At 67.8% G+C, this 26,116-nt stretch carries 17 protein-coding genes; 10 read left to right on the forward strand and 7 right to left on the reverse strand.

Annotated elements, in window-relative coordinates:
* Positions 1-198 precede the first annotated feature (198 nt).
* The 4 genes from KEG38_RS52225 to KEG38_RS52240 all read right to left on the reverse strand — a co-directional run bounded on the left by KEG38_RS52225 (position 199) and on the right by KEG38_RS52240 (position 7,463).
* Positions 199-3,390 carry a TonB-dependent receptor gene (locus tag KEG38_RS52225; protein WP_272428437.1) on the reverse strand — a complete coding sequence of 1,064 codons (3,192 nt, stop codon included), beginning with the start codon at positions 3,388-3,390 and terminating at the stop codon, positions 199-201.
* Between the two features lie 358 nt (positions 3,391-3,748).
* Positions 3,749-5,509, reverse strand: a complete 1,761-nt coding sequence (locus tag KEG38_RS52230) for a M61 metallopeptidase family protein (protein WP_272428439.1) — start codon at positions 5,507-5,509, stop codon at positions 3,749-3,751.
* 45 nt (positions 5,510-5,554) lie between these two features.
* Positions 5,555-6,244, reverse strand: a complete 690-nt coding sequence (locus tag KEG38_RS52235; protein WP_272428440.1) for a hypothetical protein — start codon at positions 6,242-6,244, stop codon at positions 5,555-5,557.
* Positions 6,245-6,248: 4 nt separating this feature from the next.
* A complete protein-coding gene (locus KEG38_RS52240) occupies positions 6,249-7,463 on the reverse strand; it encodes a LysM peptidoglycan-binding domain-containing protein (protein ID WP_272428441.1) in 1,215 nt (404 codons plus the stop codon).
* Between the two features lie 162 nt (positions 7,464-7,625).
* On the opposite strand from KEG38_RS52240, the gene KEG38_RS52245 reads away from it, so the two are divergent.
* Positions 7,626-8,234 (forward strand): Spy/CpxP family protein refolding chaperone, encoded by a 609-nt coding sequence (locus KEG38_RS52245; protein WP_272428442.1) that lies wholly within the window; start codon positions 7,626-7,628, stop codon positions 8,232-8,234.
* A gap of 33 nt (positions 8,235-8,267) precedes the next feature.
* Positions 8,268-8,450 carry a hypothetical protein gene (locus KEG38_RS52250; RefSeq protein WP_272428443.1) on the forward strand — a complete coding sequence of 61 codons (183 nt, stop codon included), beginning with the start codon at positions 8,268-8,270 and terminating at the stop codon, positions 8,448-8,450.
* Here the strand turns inward: KEG38_RS52250 and KEG38_RS52255 are convergent.
* Entirely contained in the window at positions 8,447-9,565 is a 1,119-nt protein-coding gene (locus tag KEG38_RS52255) for a hypothetical protein (RefSeq protein ID WP_272428445.1), read from the reverse strand. The two genes, KEG38_RS52250 and KEG38_RS52255, sit on opposite strands and share 4 nt — an antisense overlap.
* Positions 9,566-9,731: 166 nt before the next feature.
* Between KEG38_RS52255 and KEG38_RS52260 the strand changes: the two genes are divergently transcribed.
* The 7 genes from KEG38_RS52260 (at position 9,732) to KEG38_RS52290 (ending at position 21,459) form a co-directional block, all read left to right on the forward strand.
* Positions 9,732-10,958 (forward strand): HEAT repeat domain-containing protein, encoded by a 1,227-nt coding sequence (locus tag KEG38_RS52260; RefSeq protein ID WP_272428447.1) that lies wholly within the window; start codon positions 9,732-9,734, stop codon positions 10,956-10,958.
* Positions 10,955-11,626: an oxidoreductase gene (locus KEG38_RS52265; protein ID WP_272428448.1), complete on the forward strand. Its 672-nt coding sequence runs from the start codon at positions 10,955-10,957 to the stop codon at positions 11,624-11,626. The genes KEG38_RS52260 and KEG38_RS52265 overlap by 4 nt, the downstream gene beginning before the upstream one ends.
* A gap of 297 nt (positions 11,627-11,923) precedes the next feature.
* Entirely contained in the window at positions 11,924-18,268 is a 6,345-nt protein-coding gene (locus KEG38_RS52270; protein ID WP_308215671.1) for a HAMP domain-containing protein, read from the forward strand.
* 32 nt (positions 18,269-18,300) lie between these two features.
* Positions 18,301-20,400 (forward strand): hybrid sensor histidine kinase/response regulator, encoded by a 2,100-nt coding sequence (locus KEG38_RS52275; protein ID WP_272428450.1) that lies wholly within the window; start codon positions 18,301-18,303, stop codon positions 20,398-20,400.
* A gap of 21 nt (positions 20,401-20,421) precedes the next feature.
* Positions 20,422-20,862 carry a hypothetical protein gene (locus KEG38_RS52280; RefSeq protein WP_272428452.1) on the forward strand — a complete coding sequence of 147 codons (441 nt, stop codon included), beginning with the start codon at positions 20,422-20,424 and terminating at the stop codon, positions 20,860-20,862.
* A gap of 9 nt (positions 20,863-20,871) precedes the next feature.
* The gene (locus tag KEG38_RS52285; protein WP_272428454.1) at positions 20,872-21,135 is read left to right on the forward strand and encodes a DUF5985 family protein; all 264 of its coding nucleotides are present in this window, start codon (positions 20,872-20,874) and stop codon (positions 21,133-21,135) included.
* A 27-nt stretch (positions 21,136-21,162) separates the two neighbouring features.
* Positions 21,163-21,459, forward strand: a complete 297-nt coding sequence (locus tag KEG38_RS52290) for a DUF5985 family protein (RefSeq protein WP_272428456.1) — start codon at positions 21,163-21,165, stop codon at positions 21,457-21,459.
* Positions 21,460-21,897: 438 nt separating this feature from the next.
* Here the strand turns inward: KEG38_RS52290 and KEG38_RS52295 are convergent, their stop codons facing one another.
* Both KEG38_RS52295 and KEG38_RS52300 read right to left on the reverse strand, forming a co-directional pair.
* Positions 21,898-23,100: a vWA domain-containing protein gene (locus KEG38_RS52295; RefSeq protein ID WP_272424021.1), complete on the reverse strand. Its 1,203-nt coding sequence runs from the start codon at positions 23,098-23,100 to the stop codon at positions 21,898-21,900.
* A gap of 59 nt (positions 23,101-23,159) precedes the next feature.
* Positions 23,160-24,479: an AAA family ATPase gene (locus KEG38_RS52300; RefSeq protein WP_272424019.1), complete on the reverse strand. Its 1,320-nt coding sequence runs from the start codon at positions 24,477-24,479 to the stop codon at positions 23,160-23,162.
* Between the two features lie 161 nt (positions 24,480-24,640).
* Here KEG38_RS52300 and KEG38_RS52305 point away from each other — a divergent pair, with 161 nt between their 5' ends.
* On the forward strand, positions 24,641-26,071 hold the full coding sequence (locus KEG38_RS52305) for a carotenoid oxygenase family protein (protein WP_272424017.1): 1,431 nt from the start codon (positions 24,641-24,643) through the stop codon (positions 26,069-26,071).
* Positions 26,072-26,116: the final 45 nt, after the last annotated feature.

Genomic DNA, 26,116 nt, shown 5'->3' on the forward strand with positions numbered 1-26,116 from the left:
ATGGAGGTGCGTTCCACGCTGGCGACGGACATGTTGCCTATTGAATCGTCAGTGCCGCGGTCTTGACCTGGCCTGTTCGATGAACTGCGCATTGCGCAGTTCATCGACCCCGGGTCCAGCGCTTGCGCTGGTCCGGGTCCAGGGGCGGATAGCCCCGGTGGGGCCTGGGGCAAAGCCCCAGCGAAGCGCCTCCCAGGATTAGAAGGTCAACCGCATGCCCATGCGGATTGTCCTCGGGGTCTGGTATGACGTGGGGCTGCCGTACCTGGGGTTTTGGTCGGCGGGATCGAAGGGCGAGCCGTCCTCCAAATTTACGAGCTTGTAGCGACAACCTGCGCCGGTGGCGCAGGCTGCCTCTCCCTTGTTCGGCAGGTCTGCGGCCGTGCCGCCTTCGATGGGCCGGACGTTCGCGTATGTGAATGACTGATCGCGGCTGGTCTCGGCTTGGAAGTTGAACAGGTTGAACACGTCCACGCTCACGGAGAGCGTGCTGTCCTTGCCCACCTTGTAGCCGACGGCGAGGTTCGAATCGACGCTGTGGACCCAGGGCAAGTTGCCCCCCGAGCCGCGGGGCAGGATGAAGGCGGCACCTCGGCCGTAGGAGGGGTGAGCGCCGAGGACATCGAGCGGCGCGCCCGACGTGCCCGTGTAGCCCACTCCCATGTTGATGGAGAGGTTCTTCGAGAGGACGAACTCTTTGGCGCCGAAGACCTTGACTGAATGACGCCGATCCCCGGGGAGCGGGCCGTCACGGTTTGGCTGGAGCGACAGGAGGTCGAAGTCGGGGAGCATGTGGGGCGACGGATAGGGCCCCGAGGCGAGCCCGGGGTAGTTCCCGCGGAGATACGACGCCGTGTAGCTGGCGAGCGCGAGCCACTGCCGGGTGAACGATTTCAGGAAGAACACCGTCACCGCATCGTAGTCGCGCCGGGCTTCGGGGAAGCCTGCGGCCGCGCCATGGCCGGGGTTCCCCACGAAGAACGACGTGCCTTCGTCCCGGCTCATGGTCTCGATGGCGCGGTGGATCGAACGGTGCACGTAGTTGACGCCCACGCGCGCGTCGCGGAAGATTTCGTACTCGCCGCCTGCCGAGATCTCGTCCATCGACTGCGCCTCGATCTCCGGATCCACCAGCGCGCTATCGCCGTGATGAACACCCCATTGCCGGTTCGGTGCGTAGGGCTGCCCGATCGTGAGGTTGTTCTTCGGGTCCAGGCAGGCCGCGACCTTCGCAGGGTCGCTCGGGTCGCACACGGAGCTCGACACTTCCGACACGGTGAGGGGCCGCCGGACGAACAAGGCGTCGGCCAGGCCGAGGGGCACGTTCTCGTAATGACGCGCGTAGCTCGCGAAGATCTTCGACCGTTCGAAACGGGTCGGGTCGTAGATGACTCCGACGCGTGGAGACCACTGGTTCGGGAGCACCATGCCCATCCCCTCGCTGCTCGACATCATCTGCGCGTCGTACCGCAAGCCTGCGTTCACCGTGACCCGATCGAGGATGTTGAAGCTATCCTGGACATACCCGCCGACGAGGGTGGAGTGCGTCGTGGAGGACTGCAATTTCGGGACGTAGACGTCGTCCGGGTTCGTCAGGTTGCCCATGCGAAAGACTTGCCACCCCGAGCCATCCCACGTCTCCGAAAACCACACGTTCCCCGTGTTCGCCCGGGCGAACAGGCTGTTCGACACCTCGATGTCGAACCCCGCCTTGATGACGTGTTGCCCCAGCGCTCGGAACAGGTACGTGACAACGGCATTCCCCTGGAAGCGGTTCGTGATGGACTCGTTCACGTTCCCGGGTCCACCCGTCAGGTAGGCGCGCACGGGGCAATGGATGACGTTCGTCGACCCCTTCGGCTCGCAGCCGCTCCCTGCCGGGAGATCCTCGAAATCGGCGAGGGTATGCGGCCCCGGCGCCCCACGCGTCCAGGAGATCCCGGGGACAGCGTCGAGCCCCTGGCCACTGCCGATCCCCGCCCCGTCGACCGGCAGGCGGCTCGAAGAGGCGTGATGATATGCGATCGTCGCGTCGAAGAGGAGCATCTTGTGCAGGAACGCCGACGAGAGCTTGAGGGAGGCGGTGTGGCTCATCTGCTCTTCCCGCCGCCCGAAGGCCGCGTATTGCCCTTCCAGCGAGCTCGTGTCGATCGTCGTGGTCGTGCCCGTGACCCCATTGAGCGAGATCCGCCCGTCCCCCCCGGACCACGTGGGCGAACCGAATACCGAGAGCGTCAACGTATGCAACGGGTCCGCATTCGACGGGCTGCTGTACCACGTGAGCTTGCCGATGTATTGCAGCGTCTCTTTCGAGGCGATGTAGCGACGCGTCCCGCCCGCGATGGGCTCGGTGAGCTGAAATCCGTCTTCATCGCGGAGGCTGATGGGATGGCCGCTCGCGTCGAGCTTCACGGATCCGTCGGGGTTCGTCTCGTACCGCAGACGGTGGAGCGATCGCACGATGTCGAGGTCCTGGAAGGCCACGTTCAATCCCGCGTAAAACCACAGGCGATCCTCCTTGATGGGTCCGCGGAGCTCGAACCCGAAATCACGCATCGCGCCGAGCTTCTGATCGACGGCGACCACCGTGCCCTCCGCGCGCACGGGCTTCCGTTGTCCCTCGAACGCGCCCGGCGTGTAGCTGCCGAAGATCGACCCGCGAAACTCGTTGCGATCCACCCACGAATTGTGAAACCTGTCGACACCCGCCTTCGTGACGACGTTGAAGACGCCGCCGGTGGTACGGCCGAACTCGGGCATGTATCCGGCCGTGGCGACGTGGACCTCCTGGACGAACTCGAGCGAGAGCGGCATGTCGTTGATGCCGTCCGAAGCGCTGCCCACGGAGACGCCGTCGATCTGGAACCGGTTCTCGGGCGCCGACGAGCCGTGGATGGAAAAGCCGAGGCTCGTCGGCTGGGCGCCGGGCGCGAGCGCCCCGAGGCTCTCGAACGATCGCACGGCCGAGGCTCGACCTCCCGGCGGCGCCACCGCGAGGCGATGCGAGACATGCGAATCGACGATCAAGCCTGTCGTCATCGAATAGATGTCGACCGACGGGATGGGGCCGATGAGCAAGATCTCCTCGGGGTTCTGCAAGAACTCCGTGAGCAGGATGTTGGCGCGGAACGTGGTGCCCTTCCCGAGCGTGATCCCGCCGCGTGAGGAGGGCCTGTGCCCCTCGATTTCGAACCGGATCGTGTATTCGCCCGGCGAGAGCCAAGGAACGCGATAGGTGCCGGACGCGTCGGTCACGACGATCTGCTCGCCCTGCATCGCGGGGAGGGTCACGGTGACGACGACGTCGGCGAGGGGCTTTCGTGTCGCCGCGTCGCGGACGGTCCCGGTGAGGACCGCGTCTCCGGCGGCGGAGGCGGAGGAGGGGGCCAAGAGACCGAGGCAAAAGGTCGCCGCCAGGGAAAACCATCGGGGGCCATGGAACAAGCGCATGACGATTCGATTTCCAATGCTGACGTGAGCAATCCTCGTACCACCCGATTCGCGCCGCGGAATCCCGGGCATCGAGACAGGACACCTGCACGGAGGGTGTCACGCGCGCGTGACACTGACACGCCGTCGTTACAGCAACGCTCTGCTGTCGCGGGCGTGAAACAGACGGGATCGCGGGGCGTGTCCTCCGTGTACCCGTACACGAGCGCAGACATCGACGCGCGTCGTGCTCTCGGGGAGTGCTTGCCGCTCGACCGGTCGCTCCCCGAACTTGACCGCTTCCGCTCCCGCTTCCGCCTCAGCGCCCCTTCGGAGCGTCGCAGCTCGCGGGGGCCTTCGGGGCGAAGGCGAACGAGAATCCCTCGACGGCCTCGCCCCGCGGCAGCCACCGCACCTTCGTGAGTTTGCCGCCGCGGTCGACCTCGATTTCCACGGGGCGATCGATGGTCCCGTCCCCGAGATCCGCCGCCGTGATGCGATCCCCCTCCGCGAGTCCCGCCTTCGCCGCCGCCGATTTCGGCGAGAGACCACGCACCTTTTTTTCGCTCACGGATGCCGGATCGAAGCCGAGCTCGTAACGCGGGATCTTTTTCTTTACCTTCACGAAGCACGGGCCGAATGCGTCGTCGGGCACCTCGGGGCCGCCACCTTTGCCGAGGAGCGCGCCGAAGCGCGTATTCCCCTCGGCCCCGAGCTCCTTGATGATTGCCTCACGCAGCGTGCTCTCGGGCACGCGGCGCGGGCCGCTCGCCGGCGCCTCGCCTTCACCTGCTTTCGGCGCAATCTCGCGCGCCACATCGGCGAGCGAGCGCTTCCCGCCGCTCTTGGCCCGGATGCGCGCGTCGAGCTCGGCGGCGAACAACATTCCTCGATCCTCCGCTTGCTTTTCGGCCGACGAAAAATACCGCGTCGCCCGCGCATCGACCTCGGCAAGCACGTCCCGCGCCGGAATGAGCTCCGCCCGGCGCAGGGCGTCGACCGCGAAATACGAGACGAACCCCTCGTCGAACCACGCGACCACCGAATACCCGAGGCTCGCCCGTGCCATCGCGCGCCCGAGCACGCGTTTTTCCGGCCAACCGAACGTGAGCCCCTCGTCCCCGACCGCAATGGCGCTCCGGCCCGTGACGGCGGCGTCGAAGCGGCGCCCGGTCACCCCGCTCGATCGCAGGAAAATATCGAAATGGCCGAGCGGCGCGTCGGCGAGCGGCCGCACCGAGACCCACGCCCGGCTCGCCCAGGCGCCCGCGTCGAGCGCGTCGAACACGCCGCGCCCGAGCGACGTCACCGCGAACGAGGCTCCTTCGCCCTCGCGCGTCGCCGGCCGCTCGATCGTCACCCGATGCAAGGGCCCCGCGGCCCATGCCGCCGCGGCGAGCGTCGTCGGCGAGCCGCTGACCTCCACGTCCCCCGCGCCGAGCGACGACGCGCCGCTCGCGCCTTCCCCGAGCGCCGCGACGTCCCAGCGCACGCGCATCTCGTGCGGCTCGGTCGTGTCCGGGACGAGCAAGAACGCGCGCCCGATCCCGAGAAAACCCCCCGCCGACGCCGCGAGCGGCGCGGCGGCTTGCGCGGCGCCGCCGGCCAGGAGCTTGCGCGTGTAACTCACGGTCACCGGCCCACGCGCGCGACGCTCGGCGCGCCACGCGACGGGCGCGCCCGCCACGTCCTTGCCTTCGCCCTCGTCCCGCACGAGCGCGAGCGAGCCTTCCGCATCACGCGCGGCGAGCTCGTCGATGTCTTCCACGCGCGCGTCGTCGAGCCGGAACACGAGCGGCCGCGCCTCGCCGAAATCCACGGGCGGCACGGAGAAGCGCATCGACACGTCGATCGCGACGACCTCGCTCCCTCCGTCACGCGTCGGCGTGAGGCGCACTTCGAGCGTGCGTGTCGTGCTCTCGGCTTTCGGCGGCGTCGTGGCCACGGGCGCCGTGCTCTTCGCGGGCGGCGGACAGGGATTCTCGGGGCGCAGCGGCTCGGACGCGCAAGCCGAGAGGCACGAGGCGAGGACGAGCGCGACGCTCGTGTTTGCCGAAGAGGTGGGGCGGAGAGGACGCACGATGGGCGCGAGGATACTGCCAGCGCGCGCGCGCGTGCACGGGATTCAGAAGCCGAGGTTCGTGTTCGTCGAGAGGAAGTACGTGTGCTTCGCGGTGGTCTTCGTCCCCTCGAAGGGGCGGAACGCGAGGCTCCGGTAGGCCTTGGTCACGCAAGTCTCGAAGTCCGCGCTCCACCAGCGGGCCGAGCCGGGCGACATGCCCTGGAAAGAGACACGGCCGACCTTGCCCTCGGGCTCGACCTCGAAGACGACCGCGAGAAACCCGTACGCGTCGGGGTGCTTCTTGAGCTGCTCGAGCTGGCAGGCCCGCACCTCGGGGCGCATGCGGTCGTTCGACTGCGTGACCGCGCTCTCCTCGGTATCGCTGTCCGTGGCCTTGCCCTCGACGCTCGGGGTCGGGGGGTGGGCGGCGGGGTCGTCTACGAGCGCCAAGGAGGGCGGCGCGGGGGGGCACTCGGGGCAGTTGATGTACGAGGGCGACGACCGTCCGAAGGCGCCGAGGAAGATCAGGCCGCCGAGGCCCGCGACGGCGAAGTGGGTGAACGTGAAGAGCGCGATCCAAACGCCGCGCGATTCCGCCGGTTTTCCGCCGGTTTGTCGCAGCCGTGTGATCTCGGCGTTCTGCTCGGCGAGCTCCGCCTCCCGCGCCTTGAGCGAGGCCTCACGCTCGGCGAGCTTCGCTTCGAGCGTCTCGATGCGCATCCGCGCCGCGTCGAGGTTGTTCCGGTACTCCATGGCCCTACCGCCCGTGCGCCGTGGTCCGCGGAGGCGGCGCCACGCGTCGCTTGGAGACGGCCGGCGCCTTCGAAGGCGCCGGGGGCTTGGGCACCGGGATCCGGTAGGTCCGGCCCATCTTGATGTCGATGGTCTTGAGCCCGTTTGCCCCCTGGATCGCCTCGACGGTCGTCCCGTACCTGCGGGCCAGGATCTGCAGCGTGTCGCCGCTCCGGGCCTTGTGCATCACCACGGAGTCGGCCACGTGCGGCGGCGCGACCTTCTCCCGCCGGAGGAACGCGCCCGCGCGGCGCCCGAGCTCCTGCGCGACCGGGCTCACGAAGCGCACGTGCAGGTGGTTTCCGTGCCCGCGCGCGTGACGCACCACGGGCCGGGGGTGTTTTCCGCGGACCTGGAAGACCTGATCCAGCCAGGCCTCGTCCTCACCCTTGCGCAGCGCGTGGGCCACGAGCAGGCGTTGCACGGACGTGTCGATGAGCACGAGCTCCACGTCGGTGTCGCTCACGATCGTCTTCACCAGGGCGAGCGTGCGTTCGAGGTCGAGGTTTGCCTCGGTCGCCCGGACGAAGTGGGTCTTCGGGGGGTTGTGGTAGTAGCCGAGGTCCACGTCGCGGCCCGATTGGTGGCTCCGGTGCGGCGAGAGGTGGCCGCCTTTCCGGCTGCTGATGTGCCCGATGGCGAGGGGCGGGGCGCCCGGGTGCTCGGCCGCGACCTTCTCGATGCTGCGCGCGATCGCGTCCACCGTCTCCTGCGTGCCCCAGGCGCACGAGGGATCCGCCACGAGCCACTTCTCGCTCTTCGGCATCTGCACGCCGTTCACGAGCGCGCCCGCGTTCGTCGCGCCGAGCGAGAGCGGGCCCACGGAGGCCGGATCGCTGCGGTAGCGTGCTTCGAGCTGGGTCACGCTGAGGGCGAGGAGCGGGGAGGGGAGCTTGGGGGCCGGCGGCGGGGTGGGGGCGGGGCCTTCCGCCTCGGCGGCTTCCTCCGCGGCCTCGGCCTCGTCGTCGTCCGGCCCCTCCTCGTCATCGGCATCGGGGTCCGCGGCGGGCTCGTTCGTCGCGACGGGCGCGGGGCTCGGCGCGGGTTTGGGGGCCGTGGCTTGCACCGGCTGCACCAGGATCGGCGCGCGCCCGCTCGTCTTCGGGCCTGCTTCCGCGGGCGCGGTGGCCGCGCAGCCGGGGAAGACCAGGAAAACGAGCCCGAAGAACCACCGCTGCATCGAAAGGACTATACCCGCGGCCGGTCGGATCCGGCCAGTCTTCTGGGCCTCGGCGCGCCTTTGCGCTTCTTCACATCGAGCGGGGCGCGCGCTTCACACGAGCGAGTGATGTTCCTCTGCGTGAACGACGCGGCGCGCGACGAGCCGCGGAAGAGAGGGAACATGTTCGGATTTCTGATCGGCACCGCTTGCCTCATCGGCCTCATCAAGGTTTTGCGCCATGGCGGTTGTCACCGCGGCTACGGCTACCGGAGCTTCGGCTACGGCGGCGCTTGCAACGGGTACGGCGGCGGCGGCTGGGGTGGGGGTGGGTACGGCCACGGCGGCTGGGAGGGGGGGTACGACCGCGAGCACGGCGGGCCCTTCCGGACGCACGGGCGGGCGGGCTTCCGGCCCGGCGGGTACGGCGTGCCGCACTTCGTCCTGCGGCGACTGTTCGAGGCGCTCGACACGACGCCGGGGCAGGAGAAGGCCATCGTGGCGGCGTTCGAGGAGATGCGCGACGCGGCGGCGAAGCACCGCGGCGAGCTGCGCAAGAGCCGCGAGGATCTGGCGAAGGCGATGCGCAGCCCGAGCTTCGACGAGACCGTGATGGGCGAGCTTTTCGCGCGGCACGACGCGGCGCTCGAGGCGATGCGCAAGGCGCTGGTGGGCTCGCTGGCGAAGGTGCACGAGGTGCTCGACGAGCGGCAGCGGGCGCGCCTTTCCGATTTCATCGAGCAGGCCCCGGGGTTCTGGGGCGGTTTTGGTGGGCGGGGCGTGGAGATTTGAGGCGCGGAGCGTGTTCAGACGAGAGGTGAGACCATGAAGCGGAGACTTGCGATCGTGCTATTGACCCTGGGGACCATCGGCGGATATGCCGCCGGCTTCGCGAGCCTGCGTTGTCACAGCGGGCAACGAAGGCAGCACTTCGAGCATCACGTCGCGAAGATTTGCGTGGATGCTGCGCGACACGCCGAGGCGCCCCCGCCTCCGCCTCCGCGTTAACGCGATTCCGGTTGCGTCTCGGTCGGGGCAGGCCGCGCCTGCTCCGGCCCGGGCCAGAGCTCGGGCGGATAACTCAGCTCCACGAGCAGCTTCTCGAAATCCGCGATCGGCATCGTACAGCGGCCGTACCGGTCCACGATGTTCGTCCGGATCCCCTCGAACCAGCTTTGTTGGGGGTCCATCGGATCGTCGTACACGACGGTTCCATTCGGACGATCGAGCTTGAGCACCCGGATCTTGTGCGCCGCGTGATCGACGTTGCCCGCGGCTCGCCGCACGGGGCTCCGCACCTTGGGTAGCTCCAGCGTGGCGAAGACTGCCTCCCCTGCGCTCGTCACGCGCTCGATGATCGAAAGCGCGTCGCGGTGCAGGTCGGCCACGCCGCTCGTATCCAGGCCGAACCGCTTGAAGAGCGCTGCGAAACGCGCGTGCCCGTCGGAGAGCGTCTCCCAGCGGTGCCCGGTGATCCCCACGAGCAGCCGATCGAACGCGCCGAGGCTCAGCCCCGTGCCGGTGTTCTTCACGCCCTCGAACTGCCCGTCCGCCGCGTTGCGGTAGTCGAGCTCGGGGTAGGCGAACTCCATGCAGGCAACCTGGAAGATCCGGCTCACCGGGCTCCTGCGGAACTCCTGTTCGTCCGGCTCGAGCACGTCCTCGTCGCGCACGAGCTCCCCGCCGCTCCGCAGCAAAACCCGCCCCGCGGGGCTCACGAGACCCGCGACGATCCGCGCGTACTCCGCCGGATCCCGCTCGGCTACGTAGATCTCCACGCACGTCGCGGCGCACGTGCCCTTGAGGCCCTGCGTGATGCGGCCCGGATGAACGATGTTCCGGATGAGCTCGCCGAGCAGGATGGTTCGTCCCGGCGCATCCTCGAACGAGGCCACCATCGGCGCGTCGGCCACGGTCCAGAGGCTCTCGTGCAGCGGTTTTCCGAATGCGTCCTTGCGCTCGAAGAAGCCGCGGCTCCCGAGCGCGCGGAGCGCCTCGACGCTCCGCTTGCGCCAGATGCCCACGATTTCCCGGTCCCGGAGCGGGTAGGTGGGATGGACCGGGAGATCGAGCCGCTCTTCGAGCTGATCGACGATCTCTTGCGGGTCCTGCGGATCGTTCATGGTTTTTCTCCCGAGTTCCCCACCCCGGGCCATTCGCCCCCGACGTTGAGGCCCGATCCTGACGTGTTTCCGAGGTCCGAGCAAGGCTCCGTCGCTTGCTCCGGGCCCCGATCCTGCTAAGGCGCGCCGCCGCCACCCGAAGCCGATTTCGAGTAGCATCCGCGCCGTGCACCGCGTCCGCGCGTCGCTTTTCGTCTCCGCCACAGCTTTGGCGCTCGCGGCGCTCGCGCCGACCTTTGCCGAGGCCCATACGATTCCCGGCGGACTCACGTTGCACCAGATGGCGAGCGCCGCCGACGTCATCGCGGCCGCGCGGATCGAGCGCGTCGGCCCCGAGCCCCGCGGCGCCGGTCCGCTCTCGCCCGTCGAGGCCCGGATTCTCGAGCTTTTTCGAGAGGGCGACGCGATGGTCGGCCCGATCCGCTTCGTGCCGCACCGTCACGCCGACGAGAGTTACGTCCCCGGCGAGGAGATCCTTCTTTTCCTCGAACGCAGGCGCCCTGACGCGAAGGACGCCGCGGCCGTGCCGTATGAATCCGTCGAGGCCATCGCCGATCGTATCGTGCTCGTGCCCGCGACGCGCGCGACGTGGATCGACGCCACGCGCGCGTATGCCGCGCTCGGCAAGGGCGCGCGCAGCGGCGATCCAGCCGCGCTCGGGCGCGTCACCGCCACCATGCTCGGCTCGAAGGAGCCCCGGATCGCGACCTTCGCGCTGCGGGATCTCACGCTCGCCGGCACCACGCCCCTGATCGGCGACGCCGACGTCCCCGCGCTGACCACGCTCCTCGACGACGCCGCGCGGCCCGCCACCTTGCGCGTCGGCCTGCTCATGGAGCTCGAACGCCGCAAGCTCGTCCCCGTCGGGCCGAGCTGGATCCCGCTCCTCCGCTCGGCGCCTCCGAACGATCGCGTGCAGGTCATCCGCGCGGCGGGGGCGCGTGCCTTCGTTCCGGCCGTCACGGCCGAGCTCGCTTCGATCCTCGAGAAGGGCGATCGCGACGCGGCGATCGCGGCGGCGCGGGCCCTTGGCGTCGAGCGGAACGAGGCCGCCGTCGAGCCGCTCGGGCGCGCCGTCGATCGGGAGCCGGACGAGCTGCGCTTCGCCGCGCTCGGAAGCCTGCGCCGCATCAGTTCGCCGTCCGCGCGGGAGATCCTCGCCCGCGTGGCGAAATCGCATCCCGATCCCGAGACCCGGCGCGTGGCCACGACCGAGCAGAACCTCCTCGATGCCCGCGCCTCCGCGCCTCCGGCGGCGCCCGCCGCGACGAGCCCGCCGCCGGCGCCGAGCACGGGTTTCGGCACGAAGGGCGTCGTCGTGGTGATCGCCTCCGTGGTCCTCGCGTGCTACGCCCTGTTTTTTCTTCGCAAAGGGAAAGGAAAGCCGGAATGAGTTTGGAAGGGCGAACCGCGCTCCTCGCGGGCGCGACGGGCCTCGTTGGCCGGGACTGCCTCGCGCGTCTGCTCGAGCACCCGGCGTACGCGCGTGTCGTCGTGCTCGTGCGCCGATCGACGGGAATGAACCACGACAAACTGCAGGAGCTCCGCGCCGATTTCGACGCGCTGGACGATCTTCCGGCCTTGCCCGCCGTCGACGACGTCTTCATCGCCCTCGGCACGACCATCAAGGCGGCGGGATCACGACCGGCATTTTACAAGGTCGATCACGATTATGTGGTCTCGGTCGCGAAGCTCGGTAAACGTGCGGGGGCCCGCAGGCTTTCGCTCGTATCCAGTATCGGGGCAGATCGCACATCGATGAATTTTTATCTGCGTGTCAAAGGTGAGGCGGAGCGCGATATCAGCGAGCTCGGTTACGAATGCGTCGATATCCTGCGTCCGAGCATGCTGCTCGGTGATCGCACCGAGCACAGAACGGGCGAGGCGCTCGCCGCCCCCATCCTGCGCATCGTGAGTGGAGCGATGATCGGCCCGTTGCGCGTTTATCGCGCCATTGAGGCGCGTGACGTCGCGGCGGCCATGGTGGGCGGCTTGGTATCCGATGACACGGCCGGGGTGCGTATTCGCACGTTCGACGACATTCGCAATTTTGCGTCCTAGCGGCAAATCACAGTCTGGTTGTCCGGACCGACAATTGGACCTCGAACGGTTTTTCTTGAGCCGTTTGGGCGCACACGATCCATAAGCACGAATTCCACTGGGGCATAAGGGTGTGCCCTACGCCGGAACCGGTGAGCCCCGGATTCCGCCAAGGGTCTCCCTCGGTAGGATGCGCATTGTTGCGGGCGGCGCGTCGTCGTCCCAGGGGGTACCATGCCCAAACGTGCTTTGGATGGAGCGACCCGTAGTGCGCGGACGTCGAGCGCTCGTGAAAAGAGGGTAGCCGGCTCGAAACCCGTGGGGGCCAAGTCGAAGGCCGCTTCCGCCGAGGTGAAGAAGACGCGGGGCGCCAATGCCGCCGAGCGACAACCACGCGACACCTCGCCGACCGGCGGCTCCCTCGATCGCCGGTTGATGCTCGAGGCGCTCACGGCGCTCAAAAAGGGCAATTTCTCCGTGCGCCTGCCCATCGATTGGGAGGGCCTCGATGGAAAAATCGCAGATACCTTCAACGACGTCGTCGAGTTGAACAGCCGGGTGGCGACGGAGCTCGAGCGCGTGAGCCGCGTCGTCGGCAAGGAGGGCCGCATCGGCGATCGCGCCGCGGTCGCGGGGCTGCTCGGCGCGTGGGCGCAGAAGGTCGGCAGCGTCAACGCGCTGATCAGCGATCTCGTGCATCCGACGAGCGAGATGGCGCGCGTCATCGGCGCCGTGGCCAAGGGCGATCTCTCGCAGGCCATGGCGCTCGAAGTCGATGGTCGTCCGCTCGAAGGCGAGTTCCTCCGCACCGCGAAGACGGTGAACACGATGGTCGATCAGCTCGGCTCGTTCGCGTCCGAAGTGACGCGCGTGGCGCGCGAAGTCGGCACCGAAGGCAAGCTCGGCGGTCAGGCGGAGGTGCAAGGCGTCGCCGGCACCTGGAAGGACCTGACCGATTCCGTGAACTTCATGGCCGGCAATCTGACGGCCCAGGTCCGCAATATCGCGGCCGTGACCACGGCCGTCGCCAACGGCGACCTTTCGAAGAAGATCACCGTCGACGTGCGCGGCGAGATCCTGGAGCTGAAGAACACCATCAACACGATGGTCGATCAGCTCCGATCGTTCGCGTCCGAAGTGACGCGCGTGGCGCGCGAAGTCGGTACCGAAGGCAAGCTCGGCGGTCAGGCGGACGTGAAGGGCGTCGCCGGCACGTGGAAGGATTTGACGGACTCCGTCAATTCGATGGCCGGCAACCTGACGAGCCAGGTGCGTAACATCGCGGCCGTCACGACGGCCGTCGCCAATGGCGACCTTTCGAAGAAGATCACCGTCGACGTGCGCGGCGAGATCCTGGAGCTGAAGAACACCATCAACACGATGGTGGATCAGCTGAACTCGTTCGCGTCCGAAGTGACGCGCGTGGCGCGCGAGGTCGGCACGGAAGGCAAGCTTGGCGGCCAGGCCGAGGTGAAAGGCGTCGCCGGCACGTGGAAGGATTTGACGGACTCCGTCAATTCGATGGCCGGCAACCTGACGAGCCAGGTGCGTAACATCGCGGCCGTCACGACGGCCGTCGCCAATGGTGATCTTTCGAAGAAGATCACCGTCGACGTGAAGGGCGAGATTCTCGAGCTGAAGAACACCATCAACACGATGGTCGATCAGCTGAACTCGTTTGCGTCTGAAGTGACGCGTGTGGCGCGCGAGGTCGGCACGGAAGGCAAGCTCGGCGGCCAGGCCGAGGTGAAGGGTGTCGCCGGTACGTGGAAGGACCTCACCGACAACGTCAATTCGATGGCCGGTAACCTCACGGTCCAGCTCCGCGACGTGTCGAAGGTCGCGACGGCCATTGCGAACGGCGATTTGACCCAGAAGATCACCGTCGATGCGCGCGGCGAGATCCTCCAGATCAAGAACGTCATCAACACGATGGTGGATCAGCTGAGCTCCTTCGCGGCCGAAGTGACGCGCGTGGCGCGCGAGGTCGGCACGGAAGGCAAGCTCGGCGGTCAGGCAGACGTGAAGGGTGTCGCGGGGACGTGGAAAGACCTCACGGACTCCGTCAATTCGATGGCCGGTAACCTCACGGTGCAGCTCCGCGACGTGTCGAAGGTCGCGACGGCCATTGCGAACGGCGATTTGACCCAGAAGATCACTGTCGATGCGCGTGGCGAGATCCTTCAGATCAAGAACGTCACGAATACGATGGTCGATCAGCTGAGCTCGTTCGCGGCCGAAGTGACGCGCGTGGCGCGCGAGGTCGGCACGGAAGGCAAGCTCGGCGGTCAGGCGGACGTGAAGGGCGTCGCGGGTACGTGGAAGGACCTCACAGACTCCGTGAATTCGATGGCCGGGAACCTGACGGCGCAGGTCCGCAACATCGCGGCCGTGACGACGGCCGTCGCGAATGGTGATCTCTCGAAGAAGATCACCGTCGACGTGAAGGGCGAGATTCTCGAGCTGAAGAACACCATCAACACGATGGTCGATCAGCTCAATTCGTTCGCGTCCGAAGTGACGCGCGTGGCGCGCGAGGTCGGCACGGAGGGCAAACTCGGCGGTCAGGCGGACGTGAAGGGCGTCGCGGGTACGTGGAAGGATCTCACGGACTCCGTGAATTCGATGGCCGGGAACCTGACGGCGCAGGTCCGCAACATCGCGGCCGTGACGACGGCGGTCGCGAATGGTGATCTGTCGAAGAAGATCACGGTCGACGTGAAGGGCGAGATCCTGGAGTTGAAGAACACCATCAACACGATGGTCGATCAGCTTTCGGGTTTCGCCTCCGAAGTGACACGCGTGGCGCGCGAGGTCGGCACGGAAGGCAAGCTCGGCGGTCAGGCCGAGGTGAAGGGCGTCGCGGGTACGTGGAAGGACCTCACGGACTCCGTGAATTCGATGGCCGGGAACCTGACGGCGCAGGTCCGCAACATCGCGGCCGTGACGACGGCTGTCGCGAATGGTGATCTGTCGAAGAAGATCACCGTCGACGTGCGCGGCGAGATCCTGGAGCTGAAGAACACCATCAACACGATGGTCGATCAGCTCCGATCGTTCGCGTCCGAAGTGACGCGTGTGGCGCGCGAGGTCGGCACGGAGGGCAAACTCGGCGGTCAGGCGGACGTGAAGGGCGTCGCGGGTACGTGGAAGGATCTCACGGACTCCGTGAACTCGATGGCCGGGAATCTGACGGCGCAGGTCCGCAACATCGCGGCCGTGACGACGGCGGTCGCCAATGGCGATCTCTCCAAGAAGATCACCGTCGACGTGAAGGGCGAGATCCTGGAGCTGAAGAACACCATCAACACGATGGTCGATCAGCTGAATTCGTTCGCCTCCGAAGTGACGCGTGTGGCGCGCGAGGTCGGCACGGAAGGCAAGCTCGGCGGTCAGGCCGAGGTGAAGGGCGTCGCCGGCACGTGGAAGGACCTCACCGACAACGTCAACTCGATGGCCGGCAACCTGACGAACCAGGTCCGCGGCATCGCGAAGGTCGTGACCGCCGTCGCGAACGGTGATCTCAAGCGAAAGCTCTCCGTCGACGCGAAGGGCGAGATCGCCGAGCTCGCGGACACCATCAACGGCATGATCGACACGCTCGCGACGTTCGCCGATCAGGTGACGACCGTCGCGCGCGAGGTCGGTGTCGAGGGCAAACTCGGCGGCCAAGCGAGCGTGCCGGGCGCCTCGGGGACGTGGCGTGATCTGACGGTCAACGTCAACCAGCTCGCCGCGAACCTGACCACCCAGGTCCGCGCGATCGCCGAGGTCGCGACCGCCGTCACGAAGGGTGATCTCACGCGGAGCATCAAGGTCGAGGCCCAGGGCGAGCTCGCCGCCCTGAAGGACACGATCAACGAGATGATCCGGAACCTGCGCGACACCACGCTGAAGAACAGCGAGCAGGACTGGCTGAAGACGAACCTCGCCAAGTTCTCGCGCATGCTCCAGGGCCAGAAGGACCTGCTCACCGTCGGCCGGCTGATCCTCTCGGAGCTCGCGCCCGTCGTCTCCGCGCAGCAGGGCGTCTTCTACACGATGGACGTCTCGAAGGAGGAGCCGATCCTGAAGCTCCTCGCGAGCTACGCGTACAAGCAGAGGAAGCACTCGGACAACCAGTTCCGCCTCGGCGAGGGGCTCGTCGGCCAGTGCGCGCTCGAGAAGGAGCGCATCCTGCTCGTCAACGCGCCGCCCGACTACATCACGATCACGAGCGGCCTCGGCGAGGCCGCGCCCGTGAACATCGTGGTCCTGCCCGTGCTCTTCGAGGGCCAGGTCAAGGCCATCCTGGAGCTCGCCTCGTTCGAGCGGTACAGCCCCACGCACCTCGCGTTCCTCGATCAGCTCACGGAGTCGATCGGCATCGTGCTCAACACGATCGAGGCGAACATGCGCACCGAGGATCTGCTGAAGCAGTCGCAGTCCCTCGCGCGGGAGCTGCAGAGCCAGCAGGAGGAGCTGCGCCAGACGAACGCGGAGCTCGGCGAGAAGGCGCGCCTGCTCGCCCAGCAGAACGTGGAGGTCGAGCGCAAGAACCGCGAGGTCGAGCAAGCCCGTCAGGCCCTCGAAGAGAAGGCCAAGCAGCTCGCGCTGACCTCGAAGTACAAGTCCGAGTTCCTCGCGAACATGTCGCACGAGCTCCGGACGCCGCTGAACAGCCTCCTGATCCTGTCCGAGCAGCTCTCGAAGAACACGGACGGCAACCTCTTTCCCAAGCAGGTCGATTTCGCCAAGACGATCCACTCATCCGGCAACGAGCTTCTCGGCCTCATCAACGACATCCTCGATCTGTCGAAGATCGAGTCGGGCACCGTGGTCGTCGACGTCGGGGAGGTCTGGTTCCGCGACCTCGCCGACTACGTGGAGCGCACGTTCCGGCACGTCGCGGACGCGAAGAAGCTCGAGTTCGAGCTCGACTTCGCGCCCATGCTGCCGCGCTCGATCCACACCGACGCCAAGCGCCTGCAGCAGGTGCTCAAGAACCTGCTCTCGAACGCCTTCAAGTTCACCGAGCGCGGCAAGGTGCGCCTCGAGGTTCGCACCGTATCGGACGGCTACAGCCCGGAGAACGAACACATCGGCCGCGCGGGCTGGGCGATTGCGTTCAGCGTGCACGACACCGGCATCGGCATCTCCCCCGACAAGCAGCAGATCATCTTCGAGGCCTTCCAGCAGGCGGACGGCTCGACGAGCCGCAAGTACGGCGGCACGGGTCTCGGCCTCGCCATCAGCCGCGGCATCGCGAACCTGCTCGGCGGCGAGCTGCGCCTGTCGAGCCAGCCGGGGCGCGGGAGCACCTTCACGCTTTACGTGCCGCACGTGTACGCGGCGCCGCAGCGCGTGTCCCGCGCGCGCCCGACCGCGATGCTCGAGTCCTCGAGCGCGATCGCGGCCTACGAGGTGCCCGAGCCCTTGATCATCGACGCCCCGCCGCTCCTGCCCGTGTCGATCGAGGACGATCGCACGATCATCCGGCCGGGCGAGCGATCGCTGCTCGTCGTGGAGAACGATCTCGCGTTCGCGCGGCTCATCGTGGAGGTCGCGCGCGAGCGCGGGCTCAAGGCCGTGGTCGCGCATCGCGGGGCGGACGCGCTCTCCATGGCGCGCGAGCTCAAGCCCTCGGCGGTCTCGCTCGATCTGCACCTGCCCGACATCGACGGCCTGCGCGTCCTCGATCGGCTCAAGCACGACCTCGGCATGCGGCACGTGCCGGTGCAGGTGATCACGACGGACGTCGACGAGTGCGAGCGCGCGCTGCGGATGGGCGCGCGGGACGTGCTCCCGAAGCCCGTCCGCACGCGGGACGCGCTCTCCCACGCGATCGAGCGGCTCATCGAGTTCCTCGACGCGCCGCGGCGTACGCTCCTCGTCGTCGAGCCCGAGGGTCCGGAGCGCACGGCCAAGATCAACCTGCTCAAGCACGACAACGTCGAGGTCCGTGTTGCGGGCTCGCTCGACGAGGCCATCGAGACGCTCACCGTGGACCGGCCGGACGCGGTCGTCACGGCCGTCGACCTGCCCGACGGGCACGGGCTCGACCTCGTGCGGCGCGCTTCGAGCATCACGGCGCTCGCGAACGTGCCCTTCATCGTGCACGTGCCGGGCGGCATGTCACCGGCCGACGAGGAGCGCATCGAGCGGCTCGGGCACGTCGGGGTGCTCAAGCACAGCCGCTCGGAGGAGCGCCTCATCGACGAGGTCGCGCTCTTCCTGCACCTGCCCATCGACAGGCTCACGCCCGCGCAGCGGCAGGCGCTCGAGCGGCTTCACAGCTCGCAGCAAGTTCTCGCCGGCAAGCGCGTGCTCATCGTCGACGACGACATCCGTAACATCTTCGCCATGACGACCATCCTCGAAGAGCAGGGGATGATCACGCAGGCGGCGGAGACGGGGCGGGACGCGATCAAGGTGCTCGAAGAGAGCCCCGAGATCGACGTCGTTCTGATGGACATCATGATGCCCGAGATGGACGGATACGATACGATCCGGACGATACGGGCACGCGAGGAATGGCGCGCGCTCCCAATCGTCGCCGTGACTGCGAAGGCCATGAAGGGTGATCGCGAGAAGTGCTTCGAGGCCGGGGCGACCGACTACATCGCGAAGCCCGTGGATCCCGAGCAGCTCTTCGCGCGGCTGCGGTTCTGGCTGCACAGGTGAGCGGGGGCCATCCACCAAGAGGGGAGAGCGGCATGAAGCACGCTCGCGACAAGGTCGGAATTCTCGTCGTGGACGATCGCAGGGACAGGCTCCTTGCGGTCGAGACCATGCTCTCCGAGCTCGGGGAGCGGGTCGTCCTCGCGCAGAGCGGGCGGGACGCGCTTCGGTTCCTCCTGCAGGAGGACTTCGCGGTCATCCTGCTCGACGTCGACATGCCGATCATGGACGGCTTCGAGACGGCGCGCCTCATCCGACAGCGCAAGCGCTCGCGGCAGACGCCGATCATCTTCCTCACCGCGTTCGGCGACGCGATCCAGGCGGAGCAGGGCTACGCGCTCGGCGCCGTCGACTACATGCTGGTGCCCGTCGATCCGGACATCCTGCGCGCGAAGGTCTCCGTCTTCGTCGAGCTCTACCGCAAGACGGAAGAGGCGAACCTCGCGGCGCAGGCGATCGCCAGGAAAGCCGGTCAGCTCGCGGCGCTGGCGCGAGCGTCGCTCTCGATCAACGCAGCGCGATCGGTCGAGGCGATGCTCGACGCCATCGCCTCGGGCACATGCGCCGCGCTCGGGGCGAGGTCGTCGTTCGTCGCGCTCGTGAGCGGTTCGAAGCACGGCACCGCCGCGTGCTCGGCGGGCGGGCTCGCCGCGCCGCGGACGGTCCCGGCGGATCCCGCGAGCGACTGGATCTTAACGCGCGTCGCCACCGCGGGGAGCGTGGTCACGCTCTCCGCGTCGGAGCGCGCGCAACGGGAGCCGGTGAACGCGGACGAACCCGGCCCGCTCATGGCCGTGCCGCTCGTCGGCGCGGACGGCACGTGCGTCGGGTGGATCGAGGTCACGAACGGCGAGGCCGACGGCTTCAGCGAGGACGACGAGTCGCTGCTCCTGCTCTCCGCGCAGCTCGCCTCGGTCGCGCTGCAGAACCTGCTCCACGCCGAGGAGCGCGAGGTGAGCCGGCTCAAGGACGAGTTCCTCGCGACGCTCTCGCACGAGCTCCGCACGCCGCTCACGGCCATCATCGGCTGGACACGGATCCTGCGCGAGACGCAGCCCGACGCGGCCAAGCTCGCGCGCGGGCTCGAAGTGATCGATCGCAACGCCGGCGCGCAGAACAAGCTCATCGAGGACCTGCTCGACGTCTCGCGCATCGTCACCGGCAAGATGAGCATGGAGCAACGGCAGGTGCGCCTCGGGTCGCTTGTCGAGGCTTCCGTCGACGCGCTCCGCCCCGCCGCGCAGGCCAAGGACATCACGCTCGTGGTGGTCTGCTCGGCGGGCAGGGATTCGGTCGAGGGTGATCCAGAGCGGCTGCGGCAGGTCGCGACGAACCTGCTCTCGAACGCCATCAAATTCACCCCGCGCGGCGGCCGCATCGAGGTGCGCTTGCGCCGCGTGGGCGACGAGCTCGAGCTCGCCGTCGCGGACAACGGCGAGGGCATCCGCCCCGATTTTCTGCCCTACGTCTTCGATCGGTTTCGCCAGGGCGACAGCTCCAGCCGCCGCATGCACGGCGGACTCGGCATTGGCCTCGCGGTCGTGCGGCACATCGTGGTCTCGCACGGCGGCACGGTCGCCGCGCACAGCGAAGGGCCGCGCCAGGGCTCGACGTTCACCGTGCGCCTGCCCTCGGCGTTCCTGCCCCGCGAGGGCGACGGCCCGACGCCTCCGCCCTACGGCAAAGCGCGCCTCCCGCTGCCCGATCTCAGCGGCCTGCGGGTTCTCGTTGTCGACGACGATCAGGACACGCGCGAGATCTTGCGCCAGGTCCTCGCCGCGCATCGCGCCGACGTCCGCATCGCGGCCACGGTGCGCGAGGCGATCGCCGAGCTCGACGCCGCGCGCCCGCACGTGCTCGTCAGTGACATCGCGATGCCGGGCGAGGATGGCTACGACTTCATCGATTTCGTTCGACGCCGCGCGCCCGAGCGCGGGGGCGCGGTGCCTGCGCTGGCCCTCACGGCGCACGCGCGCGCGGAAGATCAGGCCCGCGCGCTCGCGGCGGGCTTCCAGCGCCACGCCGCCAAACCCATCGATCCTGCCGAGCTCGTCCGCGCCATTGCGGGGCTCGTGGGTGCGCCGTGCTCGCGCGTCGAACCTGCGGAGGCCGTGGCCCTCCGCGAGGTCCCCTGACGGCGATCCTGGACGATTGCAATGGGGGGAGACCAGCACGATCGGGGCTCGAAACCGGACGGAGGCGTCAAGTTTTTCTCGGGGCCCATTCCGGTCGAGCTCGTGCGATTCATCCAGGAGCACGTCTCCTCCCTCGAGCAGCTCGAGGTGATCTGCCTCTTGCGTAACAGCGCGCCGCGGGAATGGCGCGCCGACGAGGTGAGCCGTGAGCTCGGATCGAGCTTGATGTCGATCGGCCGTCGCCTCGAGCACCTCGCGGACCAGCAGTTCATCAAGGTCCGACACACCGAGCGCGGGCCCGTGTACCAACACGGCCCCGAATCCGAGGACATAGCCGCGCTGATTGACGCCGCGGCGAGGCTCTACAAGGAGCGACGGCTCGCCGTGATCGATCTCGTTTATGGGCGTCCCGAGAGCGACCTTCGCGCGTTCTCGGATGCGTTCATGCTGAAGAAGAAATGAGGGGGGAGCATGGTACCGGCCGTCGTGTACATCCTCTGCACGCTCACGAGCCTCGTCGCGATGACGCTGCTGTTGCGTGCGTATGCTGCGCGCAAGGTGCGCCTCTTGCTGTGGAGTGGCCTCTGCTTCGCCGGGCTCGCCTTGAACAACGTGCTTCTGTTCGCGGATCTGATCGTCATCCCTGAGCACGATCTCTCCACGGTCAGGCAAATTCCCGCCCTGATGGGCGTCACGTTTCTCCTTTATGGTTTGGTGTACGATCTGCGCGAATGAAGCGCCGGTGTGGTGAGACGTGAGGGTATGAACGATCTGCTCAGCGGAGCTCTGATCCTCGGATTCGCGGTGATCGCGCTGTTCTTCCTGCGCTTCTGGCGCAGCACGCGGGATCGGCTCTTCGCGCTCTTCGCGCTCTCGTTCACGCTCATGGCCGTGAACCGGCTGATCCTCGCCATCGTGAAGCTGCCCGAGGACAATTATCCTTACGTGTATCTCGTCCGGCTCGTCGCGAACGCCCTCATCATTTACGCGGTCGTCGACAAAAACCGCGCGGCCTCGAAGGGGTCGGACAGCGGAGCGACGCCGCTGCCGCGGTCTTGATGGCGAGCTGATGGGGAGGCGCTGCGCTGGGGCTTTGCCCCAGACCCCACCGGGGCTGTCCGCCCCTGGACCCGGACCAGCGCAAGCGCTGGACTCGGGGTCGATGAACTGCGCGATGCGCAGTTCATCGAACAGGCCAGGTCAAGACCAACGACGAGCCTGCCCATCAAGACCGCAGCGCTGACGATTCAACAGGCAACGTGCCCGTCGCCAGCGTGCAACGCACCTCCATGGTCTTGCCACCGGCCTGTTGGAAGAACTGCGCATCGCGCAGTTCTTCCACCCCGAGTCCAGGGCTTGCCCTGGTTCGGGTCGAGGGGCGAACAGCCCCCGCGGGGCCCGGGGCAGCGCCCCGGCGCAGCGGTTTGCATTCATGACGCACGCAGGGCAAGACACCCTTGCGAGGACTTCGTCGAAGGCTCCCATGTCGGCACCCTGTCAGCGCGCGCGACGGCGCTCCAGGATTGCGCGTTCGCCCCAGGGGCACGCAAAATTCTGCGGCTTCGTGAGGATCCAGAGCGTGGGGATGGGCGGCGGCTCCTCGGGGAACGGGCCTTCGCCGTCGGTGAAATACACGATTCCGTCGGGCGTGTGTGTGCGCCAAAAACTCTCGGCGAAAACCTTTCGGAGATCCGTACCGCCGCGACCCTGCACGTCGGTGAGCACGCCGGTGAACGGGTAGACGCGCTGGATCTCGCAATCGCATTCGACCACCGTGATCCGGGCCTCCTCGGCGAGCAGCGCGAGCTGTTTTCCGATCTCGGCGAGCTCGGCGTCCGTCATGCTCATCGACGTATCGATCGTCACGAGTACGCGCGGCCGCGCCATGGCCCGCGGCGACCACGCGCGCCCCGGGACCTCGCCGATTCGCGTGGGAAAACGCCGGCTCGGCCGCGCGAATGTGCCCACGGGCGTGCGCCTTCGCGACGTGAACATGCGCAGTGCCGTTTTCCAGTCGACGTAACATTCGGGCGGCCCGAGCACGCCGTCGAGCTCCGCGAGCAGCCGCCCCGGCTCCTTTCCCGCGAGCAGCCTGCGCTCGGGCGGCCCCTCCGGCCCCACGTCTCCCGCGGTGTCCATCGCCCGCGCCACGAGCATCCGGGCTTGTTCCACCGAGCCGGGCGCGCCTGCCGCGCGCCGGAGCAGCTTGTGCTCGTCGACCGTCTCGCCGCCCGGCGCGTGCTTGGCCGTGAATTTACCAGCCCGCGCCGCTTCGAGCAGTTTTTCGTAGCGCTCCAGGCTGCTCTGGCCCGCACGAATGCCGAACGACGTGTATTTTTGCCACGTGATCGGGTCGGGCAACGGCTCCTCGATGAACTCGTTCGCGCTCATTTCGAGCGCGAGATCGAGGAGCTCCGGCTCGGCGGGATCCGCGAATTTGGGGTGCGAGAGGTGCCCGAGGACCACGTGATGCACCTCGTGCAGGAGCACCCCGCGCAGCCATTGCGGCTCGCGCAGGAACGAGTCCACGTTCACGTGCAGGAAAAACCGACCTTCGTGGAGCGAGACGGCCATCCGCTTCACCGACGGATCGGCGACGGGCACCATTTTCGCGAGGACGGCCGCGTAATATGGGTATCGCCGCGCGAAATCGCTCGTCCGTACGAAATCGTCGAGGAAGGCGCGGACGGGATCGACCATGACGGGGGGTTTGGGGGCGGAGCTCGGCTCGTCCGAGCGTAGCCACCATCGTTTGAACGTCAACCGGGGCGGATGGGGGTGATGCCGAGGCGTTTGCACGTCGCCACGAGATCGAGCGCCCAGCGCTCGGGCAGCTCTGCGAGCAGCACGCCGAGGCTCGCGCGGACGACGTTGCTGCGCTTGACCTCCGCGAGCTTGGTTTGTCGTTCGAGGTGCGACGAGAGCGCCGTCACGGAGAGCCCCACGCGGTGCTGCTTCAAAGGATCGGCAGCCCAGCCCTGGAGCTTGCGTTGCGCGGGGCTATTCGCGTAACGCTCGCAGAGCTCCTCGGGGCGCACGTCGATGAGCGAGGTCGCCGTGGGGTTTCGCCCGAGCGCCTCCACGAGTTTGTCCCGCTGATCGCCGGGCAGATCCGCGAGCAGCGCCTCGAACGAGGCGAGCGTGATTTGACGCTCGCCGGCGAGCACGCCGGCTTCGGGCCCTTCGAGCAGGCGCACGAGGCGCGTCGTGATCTCGTCGAGCCGATCGGTTTGTCCGGCCTCCGCAAAACCCCGCACGGCGCGCGAGAGATCGGCGCGGCGATCGTAGTCGGCGAGCAGCGCGCGCACGTCGAAGGGCAGGCGGCTCGACCACACGCCGCGGCTCGAAACGACGAGCTCGAGCCACGACGTCGGCAAATACCCCGAGAGCGCGTCGCGCAGGAGGCCCACGTTCTCGATTTCCTCGGGGCGCAGCGTCTTGAGCAGGTGCGAGACGTACGTCCAGGTCCGCGGCGGCACGTCGTCGAGCACGCGCTCGTGCGCCTGCGCGATCGCGATGACGCCGGGGTGCACGTCGTTCACCTGCGCCCACGCGAGCCAGCTCGGGCGATCGGCGCGCACGGGCAGGCTCAGAAAGCGGGCCCGGAGCGCCTTGTCGAGCGGCGTCACGTGATAGCCTTCGCTTTCGGGGTTGACGGCGGCGAAGCAGGCCCAGCCCGGAGGCAGCTCGTATCCGTGCAGGCGCCGCGCGCTGAGGAGCTGCAGCGCCGGCTGCTGGATGTAACGCTCGGCGCGGTTCAGCTCCTCGAGCATCAGGATGCCTGCGCCGTCTTGCGGCAGGATGTCGGGCACGGCGTAACGCGTGCGGCCGTCCTGAATGACGGGCAGGCCCACGAGGTCCGGCGGCTCGAGCAGTGACAGGTCGAGCACCACGTGGGCGATACCGAGGCGATCGGCGAGCTTCTTGACGATGTCGCTCTTGCCGATGCCGGTCGGCCCTTCGAGCAGCACGGGGCGGCGCGCTCGATAGGCGAGCTCGAGCACGGCTTCGAGCCGGGGGCCGACGGGGATGTGCGCGGTGCGGCTTTCGAGGACGGGAGTGGGAGAAGGCTTGGCCACGGGATGCTTTCGGCTAGCACGTGCGCGGGCCGCCGCCACGTCCCTTGCGAGAGCTCGTTTCCCTGGGACATCGGCCCTTGCGCACCGAAACGTGGTTCCTTATCCTCCCGGGCTCGCGCACGGGGGGCGCGCGAGCCGCCCCGTCCACGCCGGAGAGAGCCATGACGATGTCCATGACTTCGAGCGCCGAGAGCCCCGCGCCGCCTTATCTTTCGGGCAACTATGCGCCCATCGATCGCGAGATCACGACGCACGATCTGCCCGTGATCGGCGAGATTCCGAAAGACCTCGCGGGCGTGTTCGTGCGCAACGGCTCGAACCCGCGATTCCGGCAGAAGGGGCGTTATCACTGGTTCGACGGCGACGGCATGATCCACGCGCTCCAGTTCGAGGATGGGCGCGCGAGGTATGCGAACCGCTGGGTGCGCACATGGGCGTTCCTCGAAGAAGAGAAGGCGGGCGCGTCGCTCTGGACGGGCGTCACCGAGCGGCCCGATTTCACGAATCCACGCGGGCCCTTCAAGGACACCTCGAACACCGACCTCGTGTTTCACGGGGGCCGGCTGTATTCGCTCTGGTGGCTTGGAGGCGCGGCCTATGTCGTGAATCCGCTTTCGCTCGAGACCTGCGGCACCGAGACGTGGGGCGACAGGATGCCGACGATCTCGGCGCACCCGAAGGTCGACGCGGTCACGGGCGAGATGATGCTGTTCGATTACAAGCCGTACCCGCCGTACCTCACGTACGCCGTCGTCTCGCCCTCGGGCGCGCTCGTGCACAGGACTGAGATCGATCTGCCCGGCCCGCGCCTCCAGCACGATCTCGCGATCACCGAGCGTTTCACCCTCTTCTTCGACATGTCGATGCAATGGGACCCGGCGCTCCTCGCCGTCGGCAAGACGAAGGTCAAATATTTTCGTGACAAACCGGCGCGGATCGGCTTGCTCCCGCGCCATGCGCCGGGGTCGCAGATTCGCTGGTTCGAGACCGAGCCGTTTTACATGTACCACACCATCAATGCATGGGAGGAGGGAGATCGGATCGTGCTCGTCGGGTGCAAGATCGACGCGCCCGTCGTCGGGGATCCGCAAAATCCCGCGCGCGAGGTGCCGACGATCGGGTTCTTGCGGCTCGAGCCGAACCTGTATCGATGGGAGCTCGATACGAAGACGGGGGGCGTGAAGGAGTCGCGCCTCGACGACGTGCTCACCGAGTTCCCGCGGATGGATAACCGCGCGCTCGGCCGGAAGACGCGATATAGCTACAACCCGCGGCTCCACGCGTCTTCGCCGACGCTGCTCTTCGACGGCGTGGTCAAGTACGATTACGAGGCGGGGACGAGCGCCGCGCATTCGTATCCGGCGGGCCGCTTCGGCAGCGAGGTCGTGTTCGCGCCGCGCGTGGGCTCGGTCGGCGAGGACGACGGTTATCTCGTGACGTTCGTCGTCGACGAGGCGAGTGGCGAGAGCGAGGCGTATGTACTCGACGCGAAGGACGTCACGAGGGCGCCTCTCGCGCGGGTAAAACTCCCGCAACGCGTACCGACCGGGTATCACGCGTGGTGGGTGCCCGGATCGGAGATTCGAGCGTAACGCCGCGGGGCTTTGCCCCGCACCCCAGCAGGGGGCTGTCCGCCC

Origin of the sequence: Polyangium jinanense, assembly GCF_028435265.1 — a bacterium.
Classification (GTDB): Bacteria; Myxococcota_A; Polyangia; order Polyangiales; family Polyangiaceae; genus Polyangium; species Polyangium jinanense.

What these genes read in the sequence shown, in the direction of transcription:
- KEG38_RS52235 (WP_272428440.1), bottom strand. Translation starts at nt 6,244, where the DNA reads ATGGAGTACCGGAACAACCTCGACGCGGCGCGGATGCGCATCGAGACG.
- KEG38_RS52240 (WP_272428441.1), bottom strand. Translation starts at nt 7,463, where the DNA reads ATGCAGCGGTGGTTCTTCGGGCTCGTTTTCCTGGTCTTCCCCGGCTGC.
- KEG38_RS52245 (WP_272428442.1), top strand. Translation starts at nt 7,626, where the DNA reads ATGTTCGGATTTCTGATCGGCACCGCTTGCCTCATCGGCCTCATCAAG.
- KEG38_RS52250 (WP_272428443.1), top strand. Translation starts at nt 8,268, where the DNA reads ATGAAGCGGAGACTTGCGATCGTGCTATTGACCCTGGGGACCATCGGC.
- KEG38_RS52255 (WP_272428445.1), bottom strand. Translation starts at nt 9,565, where the DNA reads ATGAACGATCCGCAGGACCCGCAAGAGATCGTCGATCAGCTCGAAGAG.
- KEG38_RS52265 (WP_272428448.1), top strand. Translation starts at nt 10,955, where the DNA reads ATGAGTTTGGAAGGGCGAACCGCGCTCCTCGCGGGCGCGACGGGCCTC.
- KEG38_RS52275 (WP_272428450.1), top strand. Translation starts at nt 18,301, where the DNA reads ATGAAGCACGCTCGCGACAAGGTCGGAATTCTCGTCGTGGACGATCGC.
- KEG38_RS52280 (WP_272428452.1), top strand. Translation starts at nt 20,422, where the DNA reads ATGGGGGGAGACCAGCACGATCGGGGCTCGAAACCGGACGGAGGCGTC.
- KEG38_RS52285 (WP_272428454.1), top strand. Translation starts at nt 20,872, where the DNA reads ATGGTACCGGCCGTCGTGTACATCCTCTGCACGCTCACGAGCCTCGTC.
- KEG38_RS52290 (WP_272428456.1), top strand. Translation starts at nt 21,163, where the DNA reads ATGAACGATCTGCTCAGCGGAGCTCTGATCCTCGGATTCGCGGTGATC.
- KEG38_RS52295 (WP_272424021.1), bottom strand. Translation starts at nt 23,100, where the DNA reads ATGGTCGATCCCGTCCGCGCCTTCCTCGACGATTTCGTACGGACGAGC.
- KEG38_RS52305 (WP_272424017.1), top strand. Translation starts at nt 24,641, where the DNA reads ATGACGATGTCCATGACTTCGAGCGCCGAGAGCCCCGCGCCGCCTTAT.